General features: G+C 59.4%; 20 protein-coding genes. 2 read left to right on the top strand and 18 right to left on the bottom strand.

All coding sequences use genetic code 11. The features are described from left to right. Window positions 1-822 (top strand): M23 family metallopeptidase, encoded by an 822-nt coding sequence (locus tag HBR93_RS18100; protein ID WP_169960779.1) that lies wholly within the window; start codon window positions 1-3, stop codon window positions 820-822. Between the two features lie 393 nt (window positions 823-1,215). Further along, window positions 1,216-2,895 (top strand): 2-isopropylmalate synthase, encoded by a 1,680-nt coding sequence (gene leuA, locus HBR93_RS18095; RefSeq protein WP_057960565.1) that lies wholly within the window; start codon window positions 1,216-1,218, stop codon window positions 2,893-2,895. Between the two features lie 575 nt (window positions 2,896-3,470). Here the strand turns inward: leuA and HBR93_RS18090 are convergent. The 18 genes from HBR93_RS18090 to HBR93_RS18005 all read right to left on the bottom strand — a co-directional run bounded on the left by HBR93_RS18090 (window position 3,471) and on the right by HBR93_RS18005 (window position 19,989). Further along, a complete protein-coding gene (locus tag HBR93_RS18090; protein ID WP_169960778.1) occupies window positions 3,471-4,262 on the bottom strand; it encodes an amidohydrolase in 792 nt (263 codons plus the stop codon). Next, window positions 4,250-5,398, bottom strand: a complete 1,149-nt coding sequence (locus tag HBR93_RS18085; protein ID WP_169960777.1) for a pyridoxal phosphate-dependent aminotransferase — start codon at window positions 5,396-5,398, stop codon at window positions 4,250-4,252. The genes HBR93_RS18090 and HBR93_RS18085 overlap by 13 nt, the downstream gene beginning before the upstream one ends. A gap of 218 nt (window positions 5,399-5,616) precedes the next feature. Then, window positions 5,617-7,086 (bottom strand): ribosome biogenesis GTPase Der, encoded by a 1,470-nt coding sequence (gene der, locus HBR93_RS18080; protein ID WP_057437955.1) that lies wholly within the window; start codon window positions 7,084-7,086, stop codon window positions 5,617-5,619. A 134-nt stretch (window positions 7,087-7,220) separates the two neighbouring features. Next, on the bottom strand, window positions 7,221-8,372 hold the full coding sequence (gene bamB, locus HBR93_RS18075) for an outer membrane protein assembly factor BamB (RefSeq protein WP_057437953.1): 1,152 nt from the start codon (window positions 8,370-8,372) through the stop codon (window positions 7,221-7,223). Further along, window positions 8,365-9,006 (bottom strand): tetratricopeptide repeat protein, encoded by a 642-nt coding sequence (locus HBR93_RS18070; RefSeq protein WP_057437951.1) that lies wholly within the window; start codon window positions 9,004-9,006, stop codon window positions 8,365-8,367. The genes bamB and HBR93_RS18070 overlap by 8 nt, the downstream gene beginning before the upstream one ends. Window positions 9,007-9,047: 41 nt before the next feature. Beyond that, window positions 9,048-10,337, bottom strand: coding sequence for a histidine--tRNA ligase (gene hisS, locus HBR93_RS18065; RefSeq protein WP_057437949.1), 1,290 nt, complete (start codon window positions 10,335-10,337; stop codon window positions 9,048-9,050). Window positions 10,338-10,360: 23 nt separating this feature from the next. Beyond that, a complete protein-coding gene (gene ispG / locus HBR93_RS18060) occupies window positions 10,361-11,470 on the bottom strand; it encodes a flavodoxin-dependent (E)-4-hydroxy-3-methylbut-2-enyl-diphosphate synthase (protein ID WP_057437947.1) in 1,110 nt (369 codons plus the stop codon). 2 nt (window positions 11,471-11,472) lie between these two features. Then, window positions 11,473-12,468 (bottom strand): RodZ family helix-turn-helix domain-containing protein, encoded by a 996-nt coding sequence (locus HBR93_RS18055; RefSeq protein ID WP_169960776.1) that lies wholly within the window; start codon window positions 12,466-12,468, stop codon window positions 11,473-11,475. After that, entirely contained in the window at window positions 12,468-13,226 is a 759-nt protein-coding gene (pilW, locus tag HBR93_RS18050) for a type IV pilus biogenesis/stability protein PilW (protein ID WP_057437943.1), read from the bottom strand. The genes HBR93_RS18055 and pilW overlap by 1 nt, the downstream gene beginning before the upstream one ends. A gap of 12 nt (window positions 13,227-13,238) precedes the next feature. After that, window positions 13,239-14,387, bottom strand: a complete 1,149-nt coding sequence (gene rlmN, locus HBR93_RS18045) for a 23S rRNA (adenine(2503)-C(2))-methyltransferase RlmN (RefSeq protein WP_057437941.1) — start codon at window positions 14,385-14,387, stop codon at window positions 13,239-13,241. Between the two features lie 28 nt (window positions 14,388-14,415). Next, complete coding sequence (gene ndk, locus HBR93_RS18040) at window positions 14,416-14,841, bottom strand: nucleoside-diphosphate kinase (RefSeq protein ID WP_017846179.1); 426 nt, start codon at window positions 14,839-14,841, stop codon at window positions 14,416-14,418. Window positions 14,842-14,932: 91 nt separating this feature from the next. Further along, a complete protein-coding gene (iscX, locus tag HBR93_RS18035; protein ID WP_057437937.1) occupies window positions 14,933-15,133 on the bottom strand; it encodes a Fe-S cluster assembly protein IscX in 201 nt (66 codons plus the stop codon). Window positions 15,134-15,147: 14 nt separating this feature from the next. Further along, window positions 15,148-15,489, bottom strand: a complete 342-nt coding sequence (gene fdx / locus HBR93_RS18030) for an ISC system 2Fe-2S type ferredoxin (RefSeq protein WP_016977666.1) — start codon at window positions 15,487-15,489, stop codon at window positions 15,148-15,150. 3 nt (window positions 15,490-15,492) lie between these two features. Then, on the bottom strand, window positions 15,493-17,355 hold the full coding sequence (hscA, locus tag HBR93_RS18025) for a Fe-S protein assembly chaperone HscA (RefSeq protein ID WP_057960568.1): 1,863 nt from the start codon (window positions 17,353-17,355) through the stop codon (window positions 15,493-15,495). A gap of 51 nt (window positions 17,356-17,406) precedes the next feature. After that, entirely contained in the window at window positions 17,407-17,928 is a 522-nt protein-coding gene (gene hscB / locus HBR93_RS18020) for a co-chaperone HscB (RefSeq protein ID WP_057437935.1), read from the bottom strand. An 8-nt stretch (window positions 17,929-17,936) separates the two neighbouring features. After that, the gene (iscA, locus tag HBR93_RS18015) at window positions 17,937-18,260 is read right to left on the bottom strand and encodes an iron-sulfur cluster assembly protein IscA (protein ID WP_010565230.1); all 324 of its coding nucleotides are present in this window, start codon (window positions 18,258-18,260) and stop codon (window positions 17,937-17,939) included. A 28-nt stretch (window positions 18,261-18,288) separates the two neighbouring features. After that, window positions 18,289-18,675 carry a Fe-S cluster assembly scaffold IscU gene (gene iscU, locus HBR93_RS18010; RefSeq protein ID WP_028617851.1) on the bottom strand — a complete coding sequence of 129 codons (387 nt, stop codon included), beginning with the start codon at window positions 18,673-18,675 and terminating at the stop codon, window positions 18,289-18,291. A gap of 99 nt (window positions 18,676-18,774) precedes the next feature. Further along, window positions 18,775-19,989, bottom strand: coding sequence for an IscS subfamily cysteine desulfurase (locus HBR93_RS18005; protein WP_057437931.1), 1,215 nt, complete (start codon window positions 19,987-19,989; stop codon window positions 18,775-18,777). Window positions 19,990-20,022: the final 33 nt, after the last annotated feature.

The raw sequence follows: 20,022 nt of genomic DNA, 5'->3' as shown, positions 1-20,022 counted from the left end.
ATGCCTCGTCTATTTAGCCTGCTGATGCTGCTGTGCCTCGCCTTCAATGCCCACGCCGACAGCTACATCACCCGCACCCTGAACAAGCCGGTACCCGGCGGTGTGGCCGTGGTCGACCTGGGCCCCGCCGCCGCCGCACCGAAAGCCACCTACCAGGGCAAACCGGTGCTGGTGGTCAAGGAACAGGACAACTGGCTGGCGATTGTCGGCATCCCATTGACGGTAAAGCCCGGTAACGAGCGCATCAGCAGCGGTGGGCGCACCCTGCCGTTTATCGTCGGTTTCAAGAAGTACCCGGAACAGCGCATCACCCTGAAGAACAAAAGCCAGGTCAACCCCGCTCCGGCGCAGCTCAAGCGCATCGAAGGCGAACTGGCCGCGCAACTCAAGGCTTACCGCAGCTTCAGCCCGAACCTGCCAAGCAACCTGGTGTTGGACAAACCAGTGAACGGCCCGCTGTCGAGCAAGTTCGGCGTGCGTCGCTTCTTCAACGGTGAAGAACGCAACCCGCACTCGGGCCTGGACTTCGCGGTGCCTGCCGGCACGCCGATCAAGACCCCGGCCAATGGCAAGGTGATTCTGGTGGGCAATTATTTCTTCAACGGCAATACGGTGTTTGTCGATCATGGCCAGGGCTTTATCAGCATGTTCTGCCATATGTCGAAGATTGACGTGAAGGTGGGCCAGCAATTGGTGCGTGGAACGGTGGTGGGCAAGGTCGGAGCGACGGGCCGGGCGACCGGGCCGCATATGCACTGGAATATCAGCTTGAATGATGCGCGGGTCGATCCGGCGATCTTTATTGGGGCGTTCCAGCCTTGATGTGATCGCTGGGCATACGGGCGTTATCGCGGTGCAACGATTCAACGTGCCCGCGATGACGCCAGCTCAATTCCACTGATTGCGCATCCTGAAACCCTCACGCAAACAAAACAAAGCCTTGAGCGTTTACCAACCATAAAATCTCGTTTCTTACAGAAATAGCAGAACTTCTCTCAATTTTTTTCGACTGCTTGCCATCTTTCACCCCGACGGTTAGGGTTGAGCTTATGAAAACCTCTCACACCCTCATTCAGCTCCGCCAGCACCGCAGCCTGTGCCTCGTCAGCGCACGACTGCCAGGCTGAATCGATCTGCCTCGTCCCCGGTTTGCATCCCTAATAAACGCTTTCTGGCAGGCCGCCTCTTCTCGGCCCTACAACAAGGATTCTTCTGATGAGCATGCTCAAAGACCCGTCTTCGAAATACCGCGCATTCCCGACCATTGATATCCCGGACCGCACCTGGCCGTCGAAGACCATCACCACCGCGCCGATCTGGTGCAGCTCCGACTTGCGCGACGGCAACCAGTCGCTGATCGAACCGATGGATGCGGTGAAAAAACTGCGCTTCTGGAAAACCCTGGTCGCGGTGGGCGTAAAGGAAATCGAAGCCTCGTTCCCGGCCGCTTCGCAGACCGACTTTGACTTCGTGCGCACCCTGATCGAAGACAACCACATCCCCGAGGACACCACCATCCAGGTGCTGACCCAGGGCCGTGAAGACTTGATCGCCCGCACCTTCGAATCCCTTCGCGGCGCCAAGAAAGCCATCGTGCACTTGTACAACGCTACCTCGCCGTCCTTCCGCCGTATTGTGTTCAACCAGGACAAGGACGGGATCAAGGCCATCGCGGTCGACGCGGCCAAGCTGTTCGTCAAGTACGCCGCCCAGCAGCCGGAAACCCAGTGGACCTTCGAATACTCCCCGGAGACCTTCAGCGCTACTGAACTGGAATTCGCCAAGGAAGTGTGTGACGCGGTGATCGAGGTGTGGAACCCGACGCCTGAGCACAAGATGATCCTCAACCTGCCGGCCACCGTGGAATGCGCCACGCCGAATATCTATGCCGACCAGATCGAGTGGTTCGGTCGCCATATCAACCGTCGTGACAGCGTGATCATCAGCCTGCACACCCACAACGACCGTGGCACCGGTGTCGCGGCTACCGAGTTGGGCCTGATGGCTGGCGCCGACCGTGTCGAAGGCTGCCTGTTCGGCAACGGCGAGCGTACCGGTAACGTTGACCTGGTCACTGTGGCGTTGAACCTCTACACCCAGGGTGTGGACCCTGAGCTGGACTTCTCCGACATCGACGGCGTGCGCAAAGTGGTCGAGGAATGCAACCAGATCCCGGTGCACCCACGTCACCCATATGTCGGCGACCTGGTCCACACCGCATTCTCCGGCTCCCACCAGGATGCGATCCGCAAGGGCTTCGCCCAGCAGAAACCGGATACCTTGTGGGAAGTGCCTTACCTGCCAATCGACCCGGCTGACATTGGCCGCAGCTACGAGGCGGTGATCCGCGTCAACAGCCAGTCGGGCAAAGGCGGCATCGCCTACCTGCTGGAGCAGGAATACGGCATCAGCTTGCCACGCCGCATGCAGATCGAGTTCAGCCAGGTGGTACAGGCCGAAACCGACCGTGTGGGCCTGGAAATGACCGCCGCGCAGATCCACGCGTTGTTGCAGCGTGAATACCTGCAAGCCAACACCCCGTACGCGTTGGTCAGCCATCGCCTGCAGGAAGAAAACGGCAACAGCTCGGTAGAAGTCGAAGTCTCCGGCAAGGGCCAGGGCGAAACCAACCTGCGCTGGCACGGCAAGGGCAATGGCGCACTGGAAGCACTGGTGGCCGGCCTGCCGATTGGGGTCGAGATCATGGACTACAACGAACATGCGATCGGCGCGGGGACCAATGCCAAGGCCGCGGCTTACATCGAGCTGCGCGTGAACGGCGAACGCCCGGTGCATGGCGTGGGGATTGATGAAAACATCACCACCGCCAGCTTCAAAGCGGTGTTCAGCGCCCTGAACCGCTCGTTGAGCCAGCTGGAAGCGAAAGCAGCGTAACTGACCGCTGAAAAGCCAAAGGCCCCTGGATGCGAATCCAGGGGCCTTTTTAGTTTGGGGTTGTGGTGGTGCTGATGGCCTCATCGCGGCATAGATATCTACACAACTCTTTTATCTAGTGCTTATTGGGTTTGTGTACATATCCGTTGCTGCGGTCATGGCCACTTAGGGTTCCGCCCTGACGGCCAGCGTGGTTTAACGGGGCGCCTAAGATCAAAAGCCAGATCAAAAGCAGAACAACAGCAACAGCAACAGCAAAGCCGGGGCGCGAAGCTGCATTCCCCCTTGTGGGAGCTGGCTTGCCTGCGAAGGCGGTGTATCAGCCAATACATTTATCGACTGATACACCGCCTTCGCAGGCAAGCCAGCTCCCACAGGTATATGCGTACATCTCGACGATCAGGTCGGCTGTCAGGCCGCCTCGCTTTGCTTTTGATCTTAGGCGCCCCGTTAAACCACGCTGGCCGTCAGGGCGGAACCCTAAGTGGCCATAACCGAAGCAACGGATATGTACACAAACCTAAGAATCACTAAAAAGATGTGTAGATAGCTATCCCACTGACAACAGGCCCCTGTCAGACAAACTGAAAACTATCGGCATCCAGATTTGCCGGAAACCGCGTGCGATAGTCCGCCAATTGCGCCGCGTCCAGGCACACCTGGAACACCCCGTCCGCCTCCCCTGCGCTCAGCAGGCTTTCGCCCTGAAAGTCCAGGACCTGGCTGTCGCCGGTGTAGGCAAAGCCCTTGCCATCCGTACCCACTCGGTTCACCGCCGCCACATAACACAGGTTTTCGATGGCCCGAGCCGGCAACAGGCGGTTCCAGTGCTGGCGCCGTGCACCCGGCCAGTTGGCGGTATACAGCAGCAGGTCAGTGTCCTGGGCATCACGGCTCCACACCGGGAAGCGCAGGTCATAGCAGATCAGCGGGCGAACCCGCCAACCCTTGAGCTCGAACTGCACCTGGCGCTCGCCGGGGGTGTAGTGATTGTGTTCACCGGCCATGCGAAACAGGTGGCGCTTGTCGTAGTGCAACACCTCGCCATCGGGCCGCGCCCACAACAGGCGGTTGCGGTGGCTGCCGTCAGCGGCCTGGATGATCACGCTGCCGGTAATCACCGCGTTGTACTTCCGGGCCTGGGTCTTGAGCCATTCATGGGTCGGGCCGTTTTCGGCTTCGGCCAGCAATTGGGACTCCATGGAAAAGCCGGTGGTGAACATTTCCGGCAGCACGATCAGGTCGGCGCCCCTGGCCTGCTCCAGCAGCAGCTCGAAATGCTCCAGGTTGGCCTGGCGGTCATGCCAGGCCAGGGTGGTCTGCACCAGTGCAATGTTCAGGTCGGGTAAAGCACTCAGATCACGCATAGTTTCTCGGCTGCTTGACGCAGCGTCTCCTCGCGTTTGGCAAAGCACAGGCGCACCAGGCGCTGGCCTTGGGGTGGGGTCCGATAGAACACCGAGACCGGAATTGTCGCCACGCCATGCTCGCGGGTCATCCACAGCGACATGGCCACGTCATCCAGGTCCGGGCGAATCTGTGAGTAATCCACCAGTTGAAAGTAAGTACCGGCCACCCGCGTAAACCTGAAACGCGAGGGGGCCAGCAGATCGCAGAACAGGTCACGTTTGGCCTGGTAGAAAGCGGGCAGTTCCTCGACATGCTCCGGGTGTTCGGCCATAAAGTCGGCCAGGGCATACTGCAATGGCGTAACACCGCAGAAACTGACGTATTGATGCACCTTGCGCAGCTCCGCACTCAAGGCCGCTGGCGCCACCACGTAGCCGGTCTTCCAGCCGGTGACGTGGTAGGTCTTGCCAAAGGAGCTGACCACGAACGCGCGCTGATACAGCTCTTCGTGGGCCAGGACGCTGACGTGGGGTACGCCATCGAATACCAGGTGCTCGTAGACCTCATCGCTGACCAGATAGATATCGCGATCGCGGATCAGCTCGGCCAATTGGTCGAGCTCGGCGCGAGTGATCAGGGCACCACTGGGATTGTGCGGGGTGTTGAGGATGATCATGCGTGTACGCGGGGTCAGCGCGGCCTTGATCTGTTCGAAATCCAGGCTGAAATCCGCCAGCCCCAGTTGCACATGTACACAACGCCCTCCAGCCAGCTCCACCGAAGGCTCGTAGCTGTCGTAGCACGGGTCAAAGACGATCACTTCGTCACCGCTGCGGATCACTGCCTGGATCGCACAAAAAATCGCCTGGGTGGCGCCGGGGGTGATGGTCACTTCGCTGTCGGGATTGACCGACACGCCGTAGCTGCGACCGATCTTGGCTGCCACTTGCTGACGCAGGGCCGGCAGGCCGGTCATCGGCGCGTATTGGTTATGACCACTGGCAACGTGTTTGCCCACCGCGTCGAGCAAGGCCTGGGGACCATTGAAATCAGGAAAACCCTGGGACAGGTTCAACGCGCCAGTTTCGGCAGCGAGTTGCGACATGGTGGTGAAAATGGTGGTGCCGACGTTCGGCAACTTGCTGGTGATCATGCGGTGGGCCCCTGGCGGTGAGTTACAAGTTGTAAGCTGCATGCGCCGAGGGGTCAATCGTGAGGCACAAAAAAGGGCTCATTCAGAGCCCTTTTTGGGTAACGCCTAACGTCTGTAGGAACTGGCTTGCCTGGGATGGCGCTGGGTCAGTCAGCAGGTTGGTGTCTGATCTATCGCTATCGCGGGCAAGCCCGCTCCCATACAAGCCCGCTCCACTGTCAGCGGCGGTCTTTACGCTTTTTGTCAGCCTTTTTGTTGTGGCTCATCAAGCGACGTTTCTTGTTCACTTGGCGGTCAGTCAGGCTGTTCTTGTTACCTTCGTACGGGTTCTCGCCACCTTTGAACTCGATGCGGATCGGTGTGCCGACCAGCTTCAAGACACGGCGGTAAGTGTTTTCCAGGTAACGCACGTAGGACTTGGGCACCTTCTCGATCTGGTTACCGTGGATCACGATAATCGGCGGGTTGGCCCCACCCAAGTGGGCGTAACGCAGCTTGATCCGGCGGTTGTTGACCATCGGTGGCGCATGTTCGCCCACCGCGTCTTCAAGGATCTGGGTCAGGCGGTTGGTCGGCCAGCGGGTGACCGCCGACTTGAACGAGTTCTGTACCGAAGCGTAGAGGTTGCCCACGCCAGTACCGTGCAGCGCCGAGATAAAGTGGATATCGGCGAAGTCGACGAAGAACAACCGGCGTTGCAACTCGACCTTGACGAAGTCACGCTCGCTTGGGGTCATGCCGTCCCATTTGTTGATCGCGATCACCAACGCCCGACCAGCCTCCAGGGCAAAGCCCAGCAGGTTGAGGTCGTGGTCGACCACGCCTTCGCGGGCGTCCATGACGAAGATCACCACGTTGGCGTCTTTGATCGCCTGCAGGGTTTTGACCACCGAGAACTTTTCAACTTCCTCGTGGATCTTGCCGCGCTTGCGCACACCGGCGGTGTCGATCAGCGTGTACTTCTCGTCGTTACGCTCGAACGGGATGTAGATGCTGTCGCGGGTGGTGCCGGGCTGGTCGTAGACGATTACCCGGTCTTCACCGAGCATTCGGTTGACCAGGGTCGACTTGCCCACGTTGGGGCGGCCGATGATAGCGATCTTGATCCCGTCTTTTTCACTCGGGCCAGGAATGCGCTTGGCTTCCTCACCTTCGGCGACGATCTCTTCTTCGCCTTCAACTTCTTCGGCGTCATCCTTGGGGAAGTCGCGCAGGGCGATTTCCAGCATCTGGGTGATACCGCGACCGTGGGCACCGGCAACAGGAATCGCGTCACCCAGGCCCATCGGGCTGAATTCGGCACGGGCCGCTTCAGGATCGATGTTGTCGATCTTGTTGGCGATCAAATAGGAGCGCTTGTTACGTTTGCGCAAGTGCTCGCCGATCATCTGGTCGGCGGCGGTGTAGCCCGCACGGGCGTCCACCAGGAACAACACGACATCGGCTTCTTCAATGGCCAGCAGCGACTGCTCGGCCATCTTTTCGTCCATGCCATGCTCGTCACCGGAGATACCACCGGTGTCGACAATAATATAGGAGCGCCCTTGCCACTTTGCCTCACCGTATTGGCGATCACGGGTCAGACCGGACAAGTCGCCGACGATGGCGTCGCGAGTCCTGGTCAGGCGGTTGAACAAGGTGGACTTGCCGACGTTAGGTCGGCCCACCAGGGCGATTACGGGAACCATGCGGCTCTCCACTGCGTTATTTCAGAAAATACAAAAGCCGCTGCAAGGCAGCGGCTGGTGCTCGGGGCAACACCCGAAGGTGTCGCATGCCCTGCCGAAGCAGGGCCGCCTGGGGGTTACCCCAAGCATAGTTCTTACTTGATGGTCAGGGCTTCCAGCTTGCCGCTGTTACCAAACACATAAAGCATGTTGCCTACTACCAGCGGACGCGCACGCAGGCCGTCGCTGTCGATACGTTCACGGCCGACAAAGCGACCATCTACCTGGCTCAGCAGGTGCAGGTACCCTTCCAGGTCGCCTACCGCTACATAGCTGGAGAACACTTCCGGAGCCGACAGTTGACGGCGAGCCAGCGAGTCATTGCTCCACAGGGCTGTGGTGGAACGCTCATCGACGCTTTCAACGGTGCCCGATGCCAGGCTCACGTAGACGCTGCCAAAACCTTGGGCGACACCGGCGTAGCTGGAGGCATCACGCTGCCAGAGGACGCGGCCGCTTTGCAGGTCCAGCGCCGCGACACGGCCCTGGTAAGTGGCGACGTACAGGGTTTCACCCGACAGCAGCAAGCCGCCGTCGATGTCCACCACACGGTCCAGCTCGGAACGACCTTGCGGAATGGCGACCCGCGATTCCCAGGCTGGCACGCCGTTCTGGGTATCCAGGGCGACCACTTTACCGGTCGAAAGACCTGCCAGCGCCAGGTTATTGGTCACAACCGGACCACTGGTACCGCGCAACGTCAACACCGCAGGGGTGCTGTCGTACAGCCAGCGCTGCTCGCCGGTGTTGGCGTCAAGACCGATGACACGGTCATCCTGGGTCTGCACCACGACGATATCGCCGTTGGTGGCAGGCGGTGCGAGGACTTCACTGGTCACGCGAGCGCGCCATTTCTCTTCACCGGTGCTCGAATCCAGGGCCACGACTTCGCCTTTCAGCGTACCGATCATCACCATGCCGTAACCCACGCCGACGGCGCCGGAAACAGGCAGTTCGAGGTCTTTCTTCCACTTGACGTCGCCGTTCATGCGATCCATGGAGATCACCACGCCGGTCACGTCAGCGGCCACAATGTTGTCACCGTCGATTGCCGGTACCAACATGTTGTAGGTGTCGCCCTGGCCGTCACCGATAGAGCGGCTCCACTGCTTTTGCAGGACCACTTCTTCCTTAAAGCTGGTCAGCTCGGCCGGAGGCAGTTCTTTTTTACTGTTGCTGCTGCAACCCGCGGCCAAAACGGCCAGAGCCAGCAATGCTGCATGTTTCCAACGGATCACGTCACGCATCCCCTTTGGCCAAGTCGTCCAGCTTGATTTGTAAGCCACCGACCGCTGCTTCATCAGACAGCGCAGCCTTGGCTTTTTGGTACGCAGCATTGGCTTCGTCGGTACGACCCAATTGGACCAGCAGGTCGCCCTTGAGCTCTTCGCGAGTGGCTACAAATGCCTTGTCAGCATCGCCGTCGAGCAGTTTCAGTGCTTCGTCGGCCTTGTTCTGTGCGGCCAGGACCTGGGCCAGGCGCTGACGTGCGATTTCACCCAGGGTCGGGTTGCTCGGCTTGTCGGCGATGGCTTTGAGCTCGGAGGCTGCATCATCCAGCTTGCCGGTATCGACCGCGACTTTCGCGACGAACAGGCTACCGTATTGGGCGTAGGTGCTACCGCCAAATTCGTTTTTCAGCTTGCCGGCCAGGTCCGCCACTTGGGCAGGATCAGGCTTGCCGGTAGGCGTCAGCGTGGTTTCCAGCAGTTGCTGATAGAGCATCGAGGCGCCTTGCGACTGATTGCCCTGATACTTCTGGAACGCCTGCCAACCGAACACCACCACCAGCGCCAACAGGCCGCCAGTTACCAGGGGTTTGCCGTTACGCTGCCACCAGTCTTTGAACTCGGCCAGCTGATCATCTTCAGTACTCGACACCCCAATACTCCTTAATCGCTAAATTCGGCTGTTTGACAGCTTCAACCCTGCACGATGCAGGTGGCCAAGTGCGCGGCAAGCGCATCAAAGGCAATGCTTTGTTGTTCGCCCTGGCCACGCAGGGGTTTGACACTTACCACTTGCTGGGCCAGTTCATCGTCGCCCAGGATCAGCGCGTACAACGCGCCGCTCTTGTCGGCTTTCTTGAATTGGCTCTTGAAGCTGCCAGCGCCGGCATTGACCTGCAGGCGCAGGTTCGGCAGTTGGTCGCGCAACTGTTCGCTCAAGGCCAGGCCAGCCAGTTCGGCTGCCTCGCCAAAGGCACACAGGTACACGTCCACCTGACGGGAAATTTCTTCAGGGATCTGCTCCAGGGTTTCCAGCAGCAGGATCAGCCGCTCGATGCCCATGGCAAAACCCACGCCCGTGGTCGGCTTGCCACCCATCTGCTCGACCAGGCCGTCGTAACGACCACCGGCACACACGGTGCCCTGGGCGCCGAGCTTGTCAGTGACCCACTCAAACACGGTCTTGCTGTAGTAATCGAGGCCGCGCACCAACTTGGGGTTGATCACGTAGGGAATCCCGGCCGCATCCAGGCGTGCCTTGAGGCCCTCGAAGTGCGTGCGGGACTCGTCGTCCAGGTAGTCGGCCATTTTCGGCGCGTCGACCAGCACAGCCTGGGTCTCGGCGTTCTTGGTATCAAGGACGCGCAATGGGTTGGTCTTCAGGCGACGCTGGCTGTCTTCATCGAGCTTGTCCAGGTGAGCGGACAGGTACTCGACCAGGGCTTCACGGTAACGGCCACGGGACTCGCTGGTGCCCAGGCTGTTGAGCTCGAGCTTGACCGCGTCGCGGATGCCCAGTTGGCCCCACAGGCGCCAGGTCAGCACGATCAGCTCGGCGTCGATATCCGGGCCATCGAGGTTGAAGACTTCGCAACCGATCTGGTGAAACTGGCGATAACGGCCTTTTTGTGGGCGCTCGTGGCGGAACATCGGGCCGATGTACCACAGTTTCTGGGTCTGGCCACCACCGGTGATGCCATGCTCGAGCACAGCGCGCACGCACGCGGCGGTACCTTCCGGACGCAAGGTCAGGGAGTCGCCGTTGCGATCTTCGAAGGTGTACATCTCTTTTTCGACGATGTCAGTCACTTCACCGATGGAGCGCTTGAACAGCTCGGTGAACTCGACGATTGGCATGCGGATCTGCTTGTAACCGTAGTTATCCAGCAGGCGCGCGACCGTGCTCTCGAAATAGCGCCACAGGGGCGTCTGTTCGGGCAGGATGTCGTTCATGCCACGAATGGCTTGCAGAGACTTGCTCACATCAAATCCTTAAATTCGTTCGATCAGCCGCGAGCGATCAGCGCTGCGTCAGAGGCGACCTTCTCGGCCGCTTTCTCGCGGATCAGCCGTTCCAACTGATCCACCAGATTATCATTCGTCAATTTCTGCGACGGCTTGCCGTCGATGTAAATCAGGTTCGGGGTACCGCCGGTCAGGCCTACGTGCGCCTCCTTGGCCTCACCCGGCCCGTTGACCACACAGCCGATCACCGCAACATCCAGCGGTACCAGCAGGTCTTCCAGGCGTACTTCCAACTCGTTCATGGTTTTCACCACGTCGAAGTTCTGCCGCGAGCAACTCGGGCAGGCAATAAAATTGATGCCACGGGAGCGTAAATGCAGGGATTTGAGAATGTCGTAGCCGACTTTCACTTCCTCTACCGGGTCCGCCGCCAGGGAGATACGAATGGTATCGCCAATCCCGTCGGCCAGCAGCATACCGAGACCCACCGCAGATTTCACTGTGCCTGAACGCAAACCACCGGCTTCGGTAATGCCCAGGTGCAATGGCTGCACGATTTCCTTGGCCAGCAGGCGGTAGGCTTCTACCGCCATGAACACGTCGGAAGCCTTTACGCTGACCTTGAAATCCTGGAAGTTCAGGCGTTCAAGGTGCTCGACATGGCGCAGTGCCGACTCGACCAGGGCTGCCGGGGTAGGCTCGCCGTATTTCTTCTGCAGGTCTTTTTCCAGGGAGCCAGCGTTGACACCGATGCGGATCGGGATCCCGCGGTCACGGGCTGCGTCGACCACGGCACGCACGCGGTCTTCGCGACCGATGTTGCCCGGGTTGATCCGCAGGCAGTCGACGCCCAGTTCGGCCACGCGCAACGCGATCTTGTAGTCGAAGTGGATATCGGCGACCAACGGTACCTTGACCAATTGCTTGATGCGGCCGAAGGCTTCGGCAGCGTCCATATCCGGCACAGAAACCCGCACGATATCGACGCCAGCGGCTTCCAGGCGGTTGATCTGGGCCACGGTGGCCGCTACGTCATTGGTGTCGCTGTTGGTCATGCTCTGCACGGCGATGGGGGCATCACCACCCACCGGTACGGAGCCGACCCAGATCTTGCGCGATACGCGACGTTTGATTGGAGATTCGCCGTGCATGACTATTGTCCCAACTTCAGGCGAGCGGTCTCGCCACTGGTGAACGGCGCCACGTCTACAGGCTGGCCGTTATAGGCCACTTGCGCGCCACGGGCAAAGCCCAGACGCAGCGTCAAAGGAGGCTTGCCGACCTGCTCAAGCGTATCTCCCTTACGCTTCAAAGCACTGAACAGGACTTTGCCATTGCCATCGGTGACTTGTGTCCAGCAGTCAGCGACGTAGGTAATGTGGAGACGGCCATCCCCCGCCACGCCGGCAGGCGTCTGGGCGGCAGGTGCAGCGACTGTTGGTGCGACTGGCGCGGCCGGAGCCTGGGCCGGGACAACAGGCGTCTGGACCGTGGCGGCCGGGGCCTGGGTCACGGGAGCCGTTGGAGCCGGTGCAACGGCAGCCGGAGCTGGCTCACCGCCGGTTTCGGCAGGCTGCTGGCCCGCTTGCAGCTCAAGATTGGTTTCAGGGGCAGCCTGGCCCTGGACGACAGCCTGGTCTTCCGGCTCGTCCAAGGGGTGAATCTGGGTGGTACCGTCAGCGCTTTCGACTTCGACGTGTTCCAGGGCGTTGCTGATCAGATCCTTGCTGCGCAGCGAGGTCTGGTCCTGCCACCAGATAAAACCACCACCGATCACTGCAATCAGCAATAACAGGCTGACAATTCGCAAAATAGTATGGGAAACCCGCACCGGCTCTTCAATACGACCAAGACCGTGTACGTTACTGCCCTGGGAATCCGTACCGGTGAACTGGTCGAATTGCTGGACCAGGATGGCCTGGTCCGTGCCCAGCAGCTTGGCATAGGCGCGGATGTAACCACGGGCGAAGGTATGCCCTGGCAGTTTGTCGAACGCGCCGTTTTCCAGGTTACCCAGGGAAGTGGTGGTCAAATTGAGCTTGAGGGCCACTTCTTCCAGCGACCAACCATTGCTTTCGCGGGCCTGACGCAAGGTCTCGCCTGGGTTTACGCGATTAGCGGCTACAACTTCCGGGTGCGCGGCTTTCATCATTGCTCCGACAGGTATTGCTGATATTCCGGGGTACCGGGATAGAGTCGTTCTAATTGCTGACCAAAACGTGCGGCCTTGTCGCGTTCTTCATGAACCGTGGCGAGGCGCACACCAAGCAATAGACTACGTGCATTTTGCCCACTGAGCAGGCTAAAACGCTCGTAATAGTCACGTGCCGGCACATAATGCCTGTCTTCAAACGACAACTGGGCCATTTCGAGCAAGGCCCGTGGCTGGCGCTGATTCAGGTGCAGGGCTTTTTCCAGTTGCTGGCGGGCATCTTCACGCTGGCCGAGACGCACGGAGGTCACTCCCAGGTTCTCGAAAACCCGCGAACGTTCAGGATATAGGGTATCAGTGGCTGCTTGCTGGAAATAACCGGACGCTTGCTTATAACGCTCCTGCTGAAACAGGAAGCTGCCGTAGTTGTTGAGCAGGCGTGGATCATGGGGGCGAACAGCCAGGGCCTTGCGGTAATACTGGTCGGCCAGCTCGGGCTCGGCCTGGGCCTGGAACACCAGGGCCAACGCCGCATTCGCGTCGGCATCATGGTTGTCGAGGGCCAGAGCCATTTGCAGCGGCACCTTGGCCTGCTCGCTCAGGCCCTGGCGCAGGTATCCCAGCCCCAACTGCACATAGGCAGCACGCGCTTCGTCACGGCCCTTGCCGGTTTGCAACGGACTATCAGAGCCCGATGAAACACAGCCAACCGACAGGCTGGCAACAAGCAACAGCAGCGCAAGGCGCAAGGGCATAGAGATCCTCTCTCAGGTTCGTGTCGCGGCGTTCTGCGCCAGATCGCTGTCGGCGCTCAATTCGCGCACTGCGATGTAACGCTCGCTACGACGGGTGCGATCCAGCACCTGTCCTACCAATTGGCCACAAGCGGCGTCGATGTCCTCACCACGGGTGGTGCGCACAGTGACATTGAAGCCAGCCTGGTGCAGTTGATCCTGGAAACGACGGATGGCGTTGTTGCTCGGCCGCTCGTAGCCAGAATGGGGAAACGGGTTGAACGGAATCAGGTTGATCTTGCACGGGGTGTTCTTGAGCAACTCGATCATCTCGACCGCGTGTTCAACCTTGTCATTGATATCTTTGAGCAAGGTGTACTCGATGGTCAGGACGCGCTTTTCGCCCAGGGACGACATATAACGCTGGCAAGATTCGAGGAGCATCTTAAGCGGATACTTCTTGTTGATCGGCACCAATTGGTTACGCAATGCGTCATTGGGTGCGTGCAGCGACAACGCCAGGGAGACGTCGATGTGCTTGGACAGCTCATCAATCATCGGCACCACGCCGGAGGTCGACAGGGTCACACGGCGCTTGGAGATGCCGTAGCCCAGGTCGTCCATCATCAAGTGCATGGCCGCAACCACGTTGTCGAAGTTCAGCAGCGGCTCACCCATGCCCATCATCACCACGTTGGTGATGGCACGGTCGACGGTCGCCGGGACGCTGCCAAAGGATTTGTTGGCAATCCACACCTGGCCAATGACTTCGGCGGCGGTGAGGTTGCTATTGAAGCCTTGCTTGCCGGTGGAGCAGAAACTGCAATCCAGGGCACAGCCTGCCTGGGACGAAACGCACAAGGTGCCACGTTTGCCCTGGGGAATGTAGACGGTCTCGACGCAGCTGCCGGACGCCACGCGCACCACCCACTTACGGGTGCCGTCGCTGGAGATGTCCTCGCTGACCACTTCAGGACCACGGACCTCAGCAATCGCCTTGAGCTTGTCGCGCAGGGCCTTGCTGACGTTCGTCATGGCGTCGAAATCGTCGACACCAAAGTGGTGAATCCACTTCATTACCTGACCGGCACGGAAACGCTTCTCCCCGATTGAGTCGAAGAATTTTTCCATTTCCTGTTGAGTCAGACCCAGCAGGTTGGTTTTTACAGTCGATGTAGTCATGGATTCACCTTCACTCTTAAGCCAATGCTTAGCGAGTGGTTACTTCAGTAGCTGCGAAGAAGTACGAAATTTCGCGAGCAGCAGCGGCTTCGGAGTCCGAACCGTGTACAGCGTTGGCGTCGATGGAATCAGCGAAGTCAGCACGGATAGTGCCGGCAGCTGCTTCTTTAGGGTTGGTAGCGCCCATCAGCTCACGGTTCAGAGCGATAGCGTTTTCGCCTTCCAGAACCTGAACAACAACAGGACCGGAGATCATGAAGGCAACCAGGTCACCGAAGAAACCACGAGCGCTGTGCTCAGCGTAGAAGCCTTCAGCTTCAGCCTTGGACAGTTGCTTGAGTTTCGAAGCTACAACCTTCAGGCCGGCTTTTTCGAAACGAGTGGTGATCTCGCCGATGACGTTTTTTGCAACAGCGTCAGGCTTGATGATGGAGAAAGTACGTTGAACAGCCATGGTGTAACTCCAGAAACGGTAATTTGCGAAAAATTAAACCCGCGAATTATACGCGGGTTCTTGGGTATTGCCTAACTGCGTAAGGGAGGCTTCAGTCCTGTTCTTCTTTCCAGGCAGTCTGGATCGCTTCGAGAACCTTTTCACCACCACGATCCCGCTCGTCTTCGAACCCTGGCAAAGCCATGACCATGTCACGCAAAGCTACAAAGTTCACCGAATAGGGATCCGTATCCGGATGGCCGTCGGCCAGCAGAATAGCGATTTCTTGCACATCAACCCATTTAAGACTCATGACACTTCCTTGAATCAGTGCGGCGCTTCGGCGGCATGGTTGAGCGAATACTTCGGAATTTCGACGGTGAGGTCTTCTGTCCCCACCTTGGCCTGACAGCTCAGGCGCGAAGTCGGTTCCAGGCCCCACGCCCTATCAAGATAGTCCTCTTCCAGCTCATCAGCCTCTTCGAGACTGTTGAAACCTTCGCGGATAATGCAGTGACAGGTGGTGCAGGCGTTAACACCACCACACGCACTCTCGATCTCGATATGGTTGTCATGGGCAACTTCGAGAATGGACTTGCCGGTCTCAGCCTCCACGACCATACCGTCCGGGCAATGCTCGGCGTGTGGCAGAAAAATGACCTGTGGCATCAGTTATTCCTCGATTTCATTCAGGTTGCGTCCCGCCAGGGCGGCTTTCACCGTCTGGTTCATACGACGGGCGGCAAAGGCATCGGTTACTTGTGAAAGGCGCTTGGTCTGTTGTTCGATGGCATAGCCATCGGTGCCTTTCATCAATTGGGCCAGTTCCTGCATCTGCAGGTCGATGACCAGACGCTCTTCAGCATCCAGCAGGCGCTCGCCGTCGGCCTCAAGGGCGCCCTGCACCGCTTCAAGCAGGCGCTGGGCATCGACTTGCTGCTCACGCAACACCCGGGCGACCTTGTCATCACCGGCGTACTGGAACGAATCCTTGAGCATCTTGGCGATTTCGCCGTCAGTCAGGCCGTAGGACGGCTTGACCTGGATGCTCGCCTCAACGCCCGAACCCAGCTCGCGTGCTGCCACGCTGAGCAGGCCGTCGGCGTCAACCTGGAACGTCACGCGGATCTTCGCCGCACCCGCGACCATGGCCGGGATACCGCGCAATTCAAAACGCGCCAGGGAGCGGCAGTCGCTGATCAGCTCGCGCTCGCCTTGCAGCACATGAATCATCATGGCCGTCTGGCCATCTTTATAAGTGGTGAAGTCCTGGGCGCGGGCGACGGGAATGGTGGTGTTGCGCGGAATCACCTTCTCCATCAGGCCGCCCATGGTTTCCAGGCCCAGGGACAACGGAATCACATCAAGCAGCAACAACTCGCCGCCATCGCGCTTGTTGCCGGCCAGGGTATCGGCCTGGATCGCGGCACCGATGGCCACCACCTGATCCGGGTCGATTTCGGTCAGCGGCTGGCGGCCAAAGGCGTCGGCTACCGCTTCGCGAACCCGTGGCACACGGGTCGAACCGCCGACCATGACCACCGCGCCAACTTCTTCCAGTTCGATGCCGGAATCACGTACGGCACGACGGCAAGCCTTCAGACTACGGGCGACCATTGGCTCGATCAGCGCATCAAAGGCTTCACGGGTCAGTTGGGCCGACCAGGAGCCGTAGGAAACTTCAACAGATGCGGCGTCAGTCAGCGCTTCCTTGGCGGCGCAGGCGGTTTGCAGCAGGTTACGCTGCTCGCCCGGATCCAGGTCGGCGGACAAACCGGCACTGGTGATCATCCAACCGGCAATGGCGTGGTCGAAGTCATCCCCACCCAGGGCACTGTCGCCACCGGTGGCCAGCACTTCAAACACACCGCCAGTCAGGCGCAGAATCGAAATATCAAAGGTGCCGCCGCCCAGGTCATAGATAGCAACCAGGCCTTCAGCGTGCTGATCCAGGCCATAGGCCACAGCTGCCGCCGTCGGCTCGTTGAGCAGGCGCAGCACGTTCAGACCGGCGAGTTTCGCCGCATCCTTGGTGGCTTGGCGCTGGGCGTCATCAAAATAAGCCGGGACCGTGATGACCGCGCCGACCAATTCGCCACCCAAGGTAGTTTCTGCACGCTGGCGCAGCACCTTGAGGATATCGGCCGACACTTCCACCGGGCTTTTCGGCCCCTGCACGGTGTCGATGAACGGCATATGGGATTCGCCGCCGACAAAGCGGTACGGCAGTTGGTCACCCAATTGCTTGACGTCGGACAGCCCACGACCCATCAAGCGCTTGACCGACAGTATGGTGTTCAGCGGGTCGGCAGACGCCGCCAGCCGAGCGGACTCGCCCACTTCGATGCGGTCAGCGTGATAGCGCACGGCGGATGGCAGGATGACCTGGCCATCAGCATCGGGCAGCGGCTCGGAGAGACCGCTGCGCAGTGCGGCGACCAGTGAATTGGTAGTACCCAAGTCGATGCCAACCGCCAGGCGACGCTGGTGCGGTTGAGGACTTTGGCCGGGTTCGGCGATCTGCAGTAGAGCCATGGTAATCAGGTCTTATCTGTCTATCAGGCGTGCAATCTGTGCAGCACTGGGTTAATCGTCGAGGCGCTCTTCTAGCTGGCGCACTTCGTAAGTGAGCTTGTCGAGGAACTGCATGCGCCGCATCAGGCGTTCGGCCTGTTCACGTTGCGCTGCATCGTCCCAACAGGCTGCGAAGCTTTCGTTGAGTTCATCCTGGGCCACTTTCAGACGCCGCTTGAAGACCGCGACGCCAGCCAGATCGGCCTCGTCCTGCAAGTCTTCAAGCTCTTCACGCCACTGCATCTGCTGCATCAGGAAATCAGGGTCATGGACCGTGACTTCCAGCGGCATTTCGCCACCACCCATGGCGAGCAGGTAACGCGCGCGTTTGGGAGGGCTTTTGAGCGTCTGATAGGCTTCGTTGAGGCTGGCTGACTGCTCCAGCGCCAGGCGCTGCTCACGCTCGGAAGCGTCGGCAAAGCGATCCGGATGCACCCCACGCGCCAATTCACGGTAGCGCGTGGCAAGCTGCTCGAGGTCCAGCCGAAAGCTCGGCTGCAGCTCGAATAAAGCGAAATGACAAGGAGTACCCACAAATAGCCTCAGATGTTGAAGCTTTCGCCGCAGCCACATTCACCGCGTACGTTGGGGTTGTTGAACTTGAAGCCTTCGTTCAACCCTTCCTTGACGAAATCGAGTTCGGTGCCGTCCAGGTAGGTCAGGCTTTTCGGGTCGATGATCACTTTCTCGCCGTGACTTTCGAACACCTGATCTTCCGCAACCACCTCGTCGACGAACTCCAGCACGTAGGCAAGGCCGGAACAGCCTGTGGTGCGCACACCCAGACGAATCCCCTCACCTTTACCGCGCCCATCCAGGGAGCGTCGCACGTGCCGCGCAGCCGCTTCTGTCATGCTGATAGCCATCGTTGACTCCTTACTCGTCGCCAAATGCTTAGATCAAGCCTTTCTTCTGCTTGTAATCGCGAACGGCCGCCTTGATGGCGTCCTCTGCAAGTACCGAGCAGTGAATTTTCACGGGCGGCAGGGCCAGTTCTTCGGCCAACTGGGTGTTGCTGATAGTGACAGCCTCATCCAGGGTCTTGCCTTTCATCCATTCGGTCGCCAGGGAACTGGAGGCGATGGCTGAACCGCAGCCGTAGGTCTTGAACTTGGCGTCTTCAATAACGCCAGCGTCGTTGACCTTGATCTGCAGGCGCATAACGTCGCCGCACGCCGGAGCGCCGACCATGCCGGTGCCCACATCAGGATCTTCCGCGTCCATCTTGCCGACGTTGCGCGGGTTTTCGTAGTGGTCGATGACCTTTTCGCTGTAAGCCATGGTACTGAATCCTCACTCATCAGGGCCGCTCTGGAACCCTGTAGAAACGCCTGCGTTTTCCGCCACGTTCCTACAGAGCTTGGGTGGCGGCTTCTATATTTAGTGTGCCGCCCACTCGATCTTGGAAATATCGACACCGTCTTTGTACATGTCCCACAGCGGCGACAGAGTGCGCAGCTTGGTGACCGCTTCGCAGACTTTCTGCGCTGCGTAGTCAACTTCTTCTTCGGTGGTGAAACGGCCGAACGTAAAGCGGATCGAGCTGTGCGCCAACTCGTCGTTGCGGCCCAGGGCGCGCAGGACGTAGGACGGCTCGAGGGAAGCCGAGGTGCAGGCCGAACCGGACGAAACCGCCAGATCCTTGAGCGCCATGATCAGCGACTCGCCCTCGACGTAGTTGAAGCTCAAATTCAGGTTGTGCGGCACACGGGCGGTCATGCTGCCGTTGATGTACAGCTCTTCAAGGTTCTCGACCTGCTTGTAGAAGCGATCGCTGAGAGCCTTGATGCGCACGTTTTCGGCAGCCATGTCTTCTTTGGCTACACGGAAGGCTTCGCCCATGCCGACGATCTGGTGGGTCGCCAGGGTGCCCGAGCGCATGCCGCGCTCGTGACCGCCGCCGTGCATGGTGGCTTCGATACGGACGCGAGGCTTGCGACTCACGTACAGCGCGCCAATGCCTTTAGGACCGTAGGTCTTGTGGGCCGAGAACGACATCAGGTCGACTTTCAGCTTGGACAGGTCGATATCGACCTTGCCGGTGGACTGGGCAGCATCGACATGCAGCAACACGCCTTTGGAGCGGGTCAGCTCGCCGATGGCGGCGATGTCGTTGATGGTGCCGATTTCGTTGTTCACGTGGATCACGGAAACCAGGATGGTGTCTTCACGCATCGCGGCTTCGATCATTGCCGGGGTGACGATACCGTCGGTGGTGGGCTCGAGGTAAGTAACCTCGAAACCTTCACGCTCCAGTTGGCGCATGGTGTCGAGGACAGCCTTGTGCTCAATCTTGGTGGTGATCAGGTGCTTGCCCTTGGTCGCGTAGAAATGCGCGGCGCCCTTGATTGCCAGGTTGTCGGACTCGGTGGCACCGGAGGTCCAGACGATTTCACGCGGGTCGGCATTGACCAGGTCGGCGACCTGGCGACGAGCGTTTTCCACCGCTTCCTCGGCCTTCCAGCCGAAAACGTGGGAACGGGAGGCCGGGTTGCCGAAGTTTCCGTCAACCAGCAGGCATTCGCTCATCTTTTGCGCGACACGCGGATCAACCGGGGTGGTCGCTGAGTAATCAAGGTAAATCGGCAATTTCATGGACTTTCTCCTAAATCAGGCTGGCTGGCGTGC

Source organism: Pseudomonas sp. WS 5411, assembly GCF_012985595.1.
Classification (GTDB): Bacteria; Pseudomonadota; Gammaproteobacteria; order Pseudomonadales; family Pseudomonadaceae; genus Aquipseudomonas; species Aquipseudomonas shahriarae.
Note: the sequence above shows the minus strand (reverse complement) of the source record. Positions and strands in the feature narration are given on the sequence as shown.

Coding starts and splice junctions, on each gene's coding strand:
- leuA (WP_057960565.1), top strand. CDS start 1,216: ATGAGCATGCTCAAAGACCCGTCTTCGAAATACCGCGCATTCCCGACC.
- iscA (WP_010565230.1), bottom strand. CDS start 18,260: ATGGCTATCAGCATGACAGAAGCGGCTGCGCGGCACGTGCGACGCTCC.
- ndk (WP_017846179.1), bottom strand. CDS start 14,841: ATGGCTGTTCAACGTACTTTCTCCATCATCAAGCCTGACGCTGTTGCA.
- HBR93_RS18055 (WP_169960776.1), bottom strand. CDS start 12,468: ATGAAAGCCGCGCACCCGGAAGTTGTAGCCGCTAATCGCGTAAACCCA.
- der (WP_057437955.1), bottom strand. CDS start 7,086: ATGGTTCCCGTAATCGCCCTGGTGGGCCGACCTAACGTCGGCAAGTCC.
- bamB (WP_057437953.1), bottom strand. CDS start 8,372: ATGCGTGACGTGATCCGTTGGAAACATGCAGCATTGCTGGCTCTGGCC.
- pilW (WP_057437943.1), bottom strand. CDS start 13,226: ATGCCCTTGCGCCTTGCGCTGCTGTTGCTTGTTGCCAGCCTGTCGGTT.
- iscX (WP_057437937.1), bottom strand. CDS start 15,133: ATGAGTCTTAAATGGGTTGATGTGCAAGAAATCGCTATTCTGCTGGCC.
- HBR93_RS18100 (WP_169960779.1), top strand. CDS start 1: ATGCCTCGTCTATTTAGCCTGCTGATGCTGCTGTGCCTCGCCTTCAAT.
- iscU (WP_028617851.1), bottom strand. CDS start 18,675: ATGGCTTACAGCGAAAAGGTCATCGACCACTACGAAAACCCGCGCAAC.
- HBR93_RS18005 (WP_057437931.1), bottom strand. CDS start 19,989: ATGAAATTGCCGATTTACCTTGATTACTCAGCGACCACCCCGGTTGAT.
- hscA (WP_057960568.1), bottom strand. CDS start 17,355: ATGGCTCTACTGCAGATCGCCGAACCCGGCCAAAGTCCTCAACCGCAC.
- HBR93_RS18085 (WP_169960777.1), bottom strand. CDS start 5,398: ATGATCACCAGCAAGTTGCCGAACGTCGGCACCACCATTTTCACCACC.
- ispG (WP_057437947.1), bottom strand. CDS start 11,470: ATGCACGGCGAATCTCCAATCAAACGTCGCGTATCGCGCAAGATCTGG.
- fdx (WP_016977666.1), bottom strand. CDS start 15,489: ATGCCACAGGTCATTTTTCTGCCACACGCCGAGCATTGCCCGGACGGT.
- rlmN (WP_057437941.1), bottom strand. CDS start 14,387: ATGACTACATCGACTGTAAAAACCAACCTGCTGGGTCTGACTCAACAG.
- HBR93_RS18090 (WP_169960778.1), bottom strand. CDS start 4,262: ATGCGTGATCTGAGTGCTTTACCCGACCTGAACATTGCACTGGTGCAG.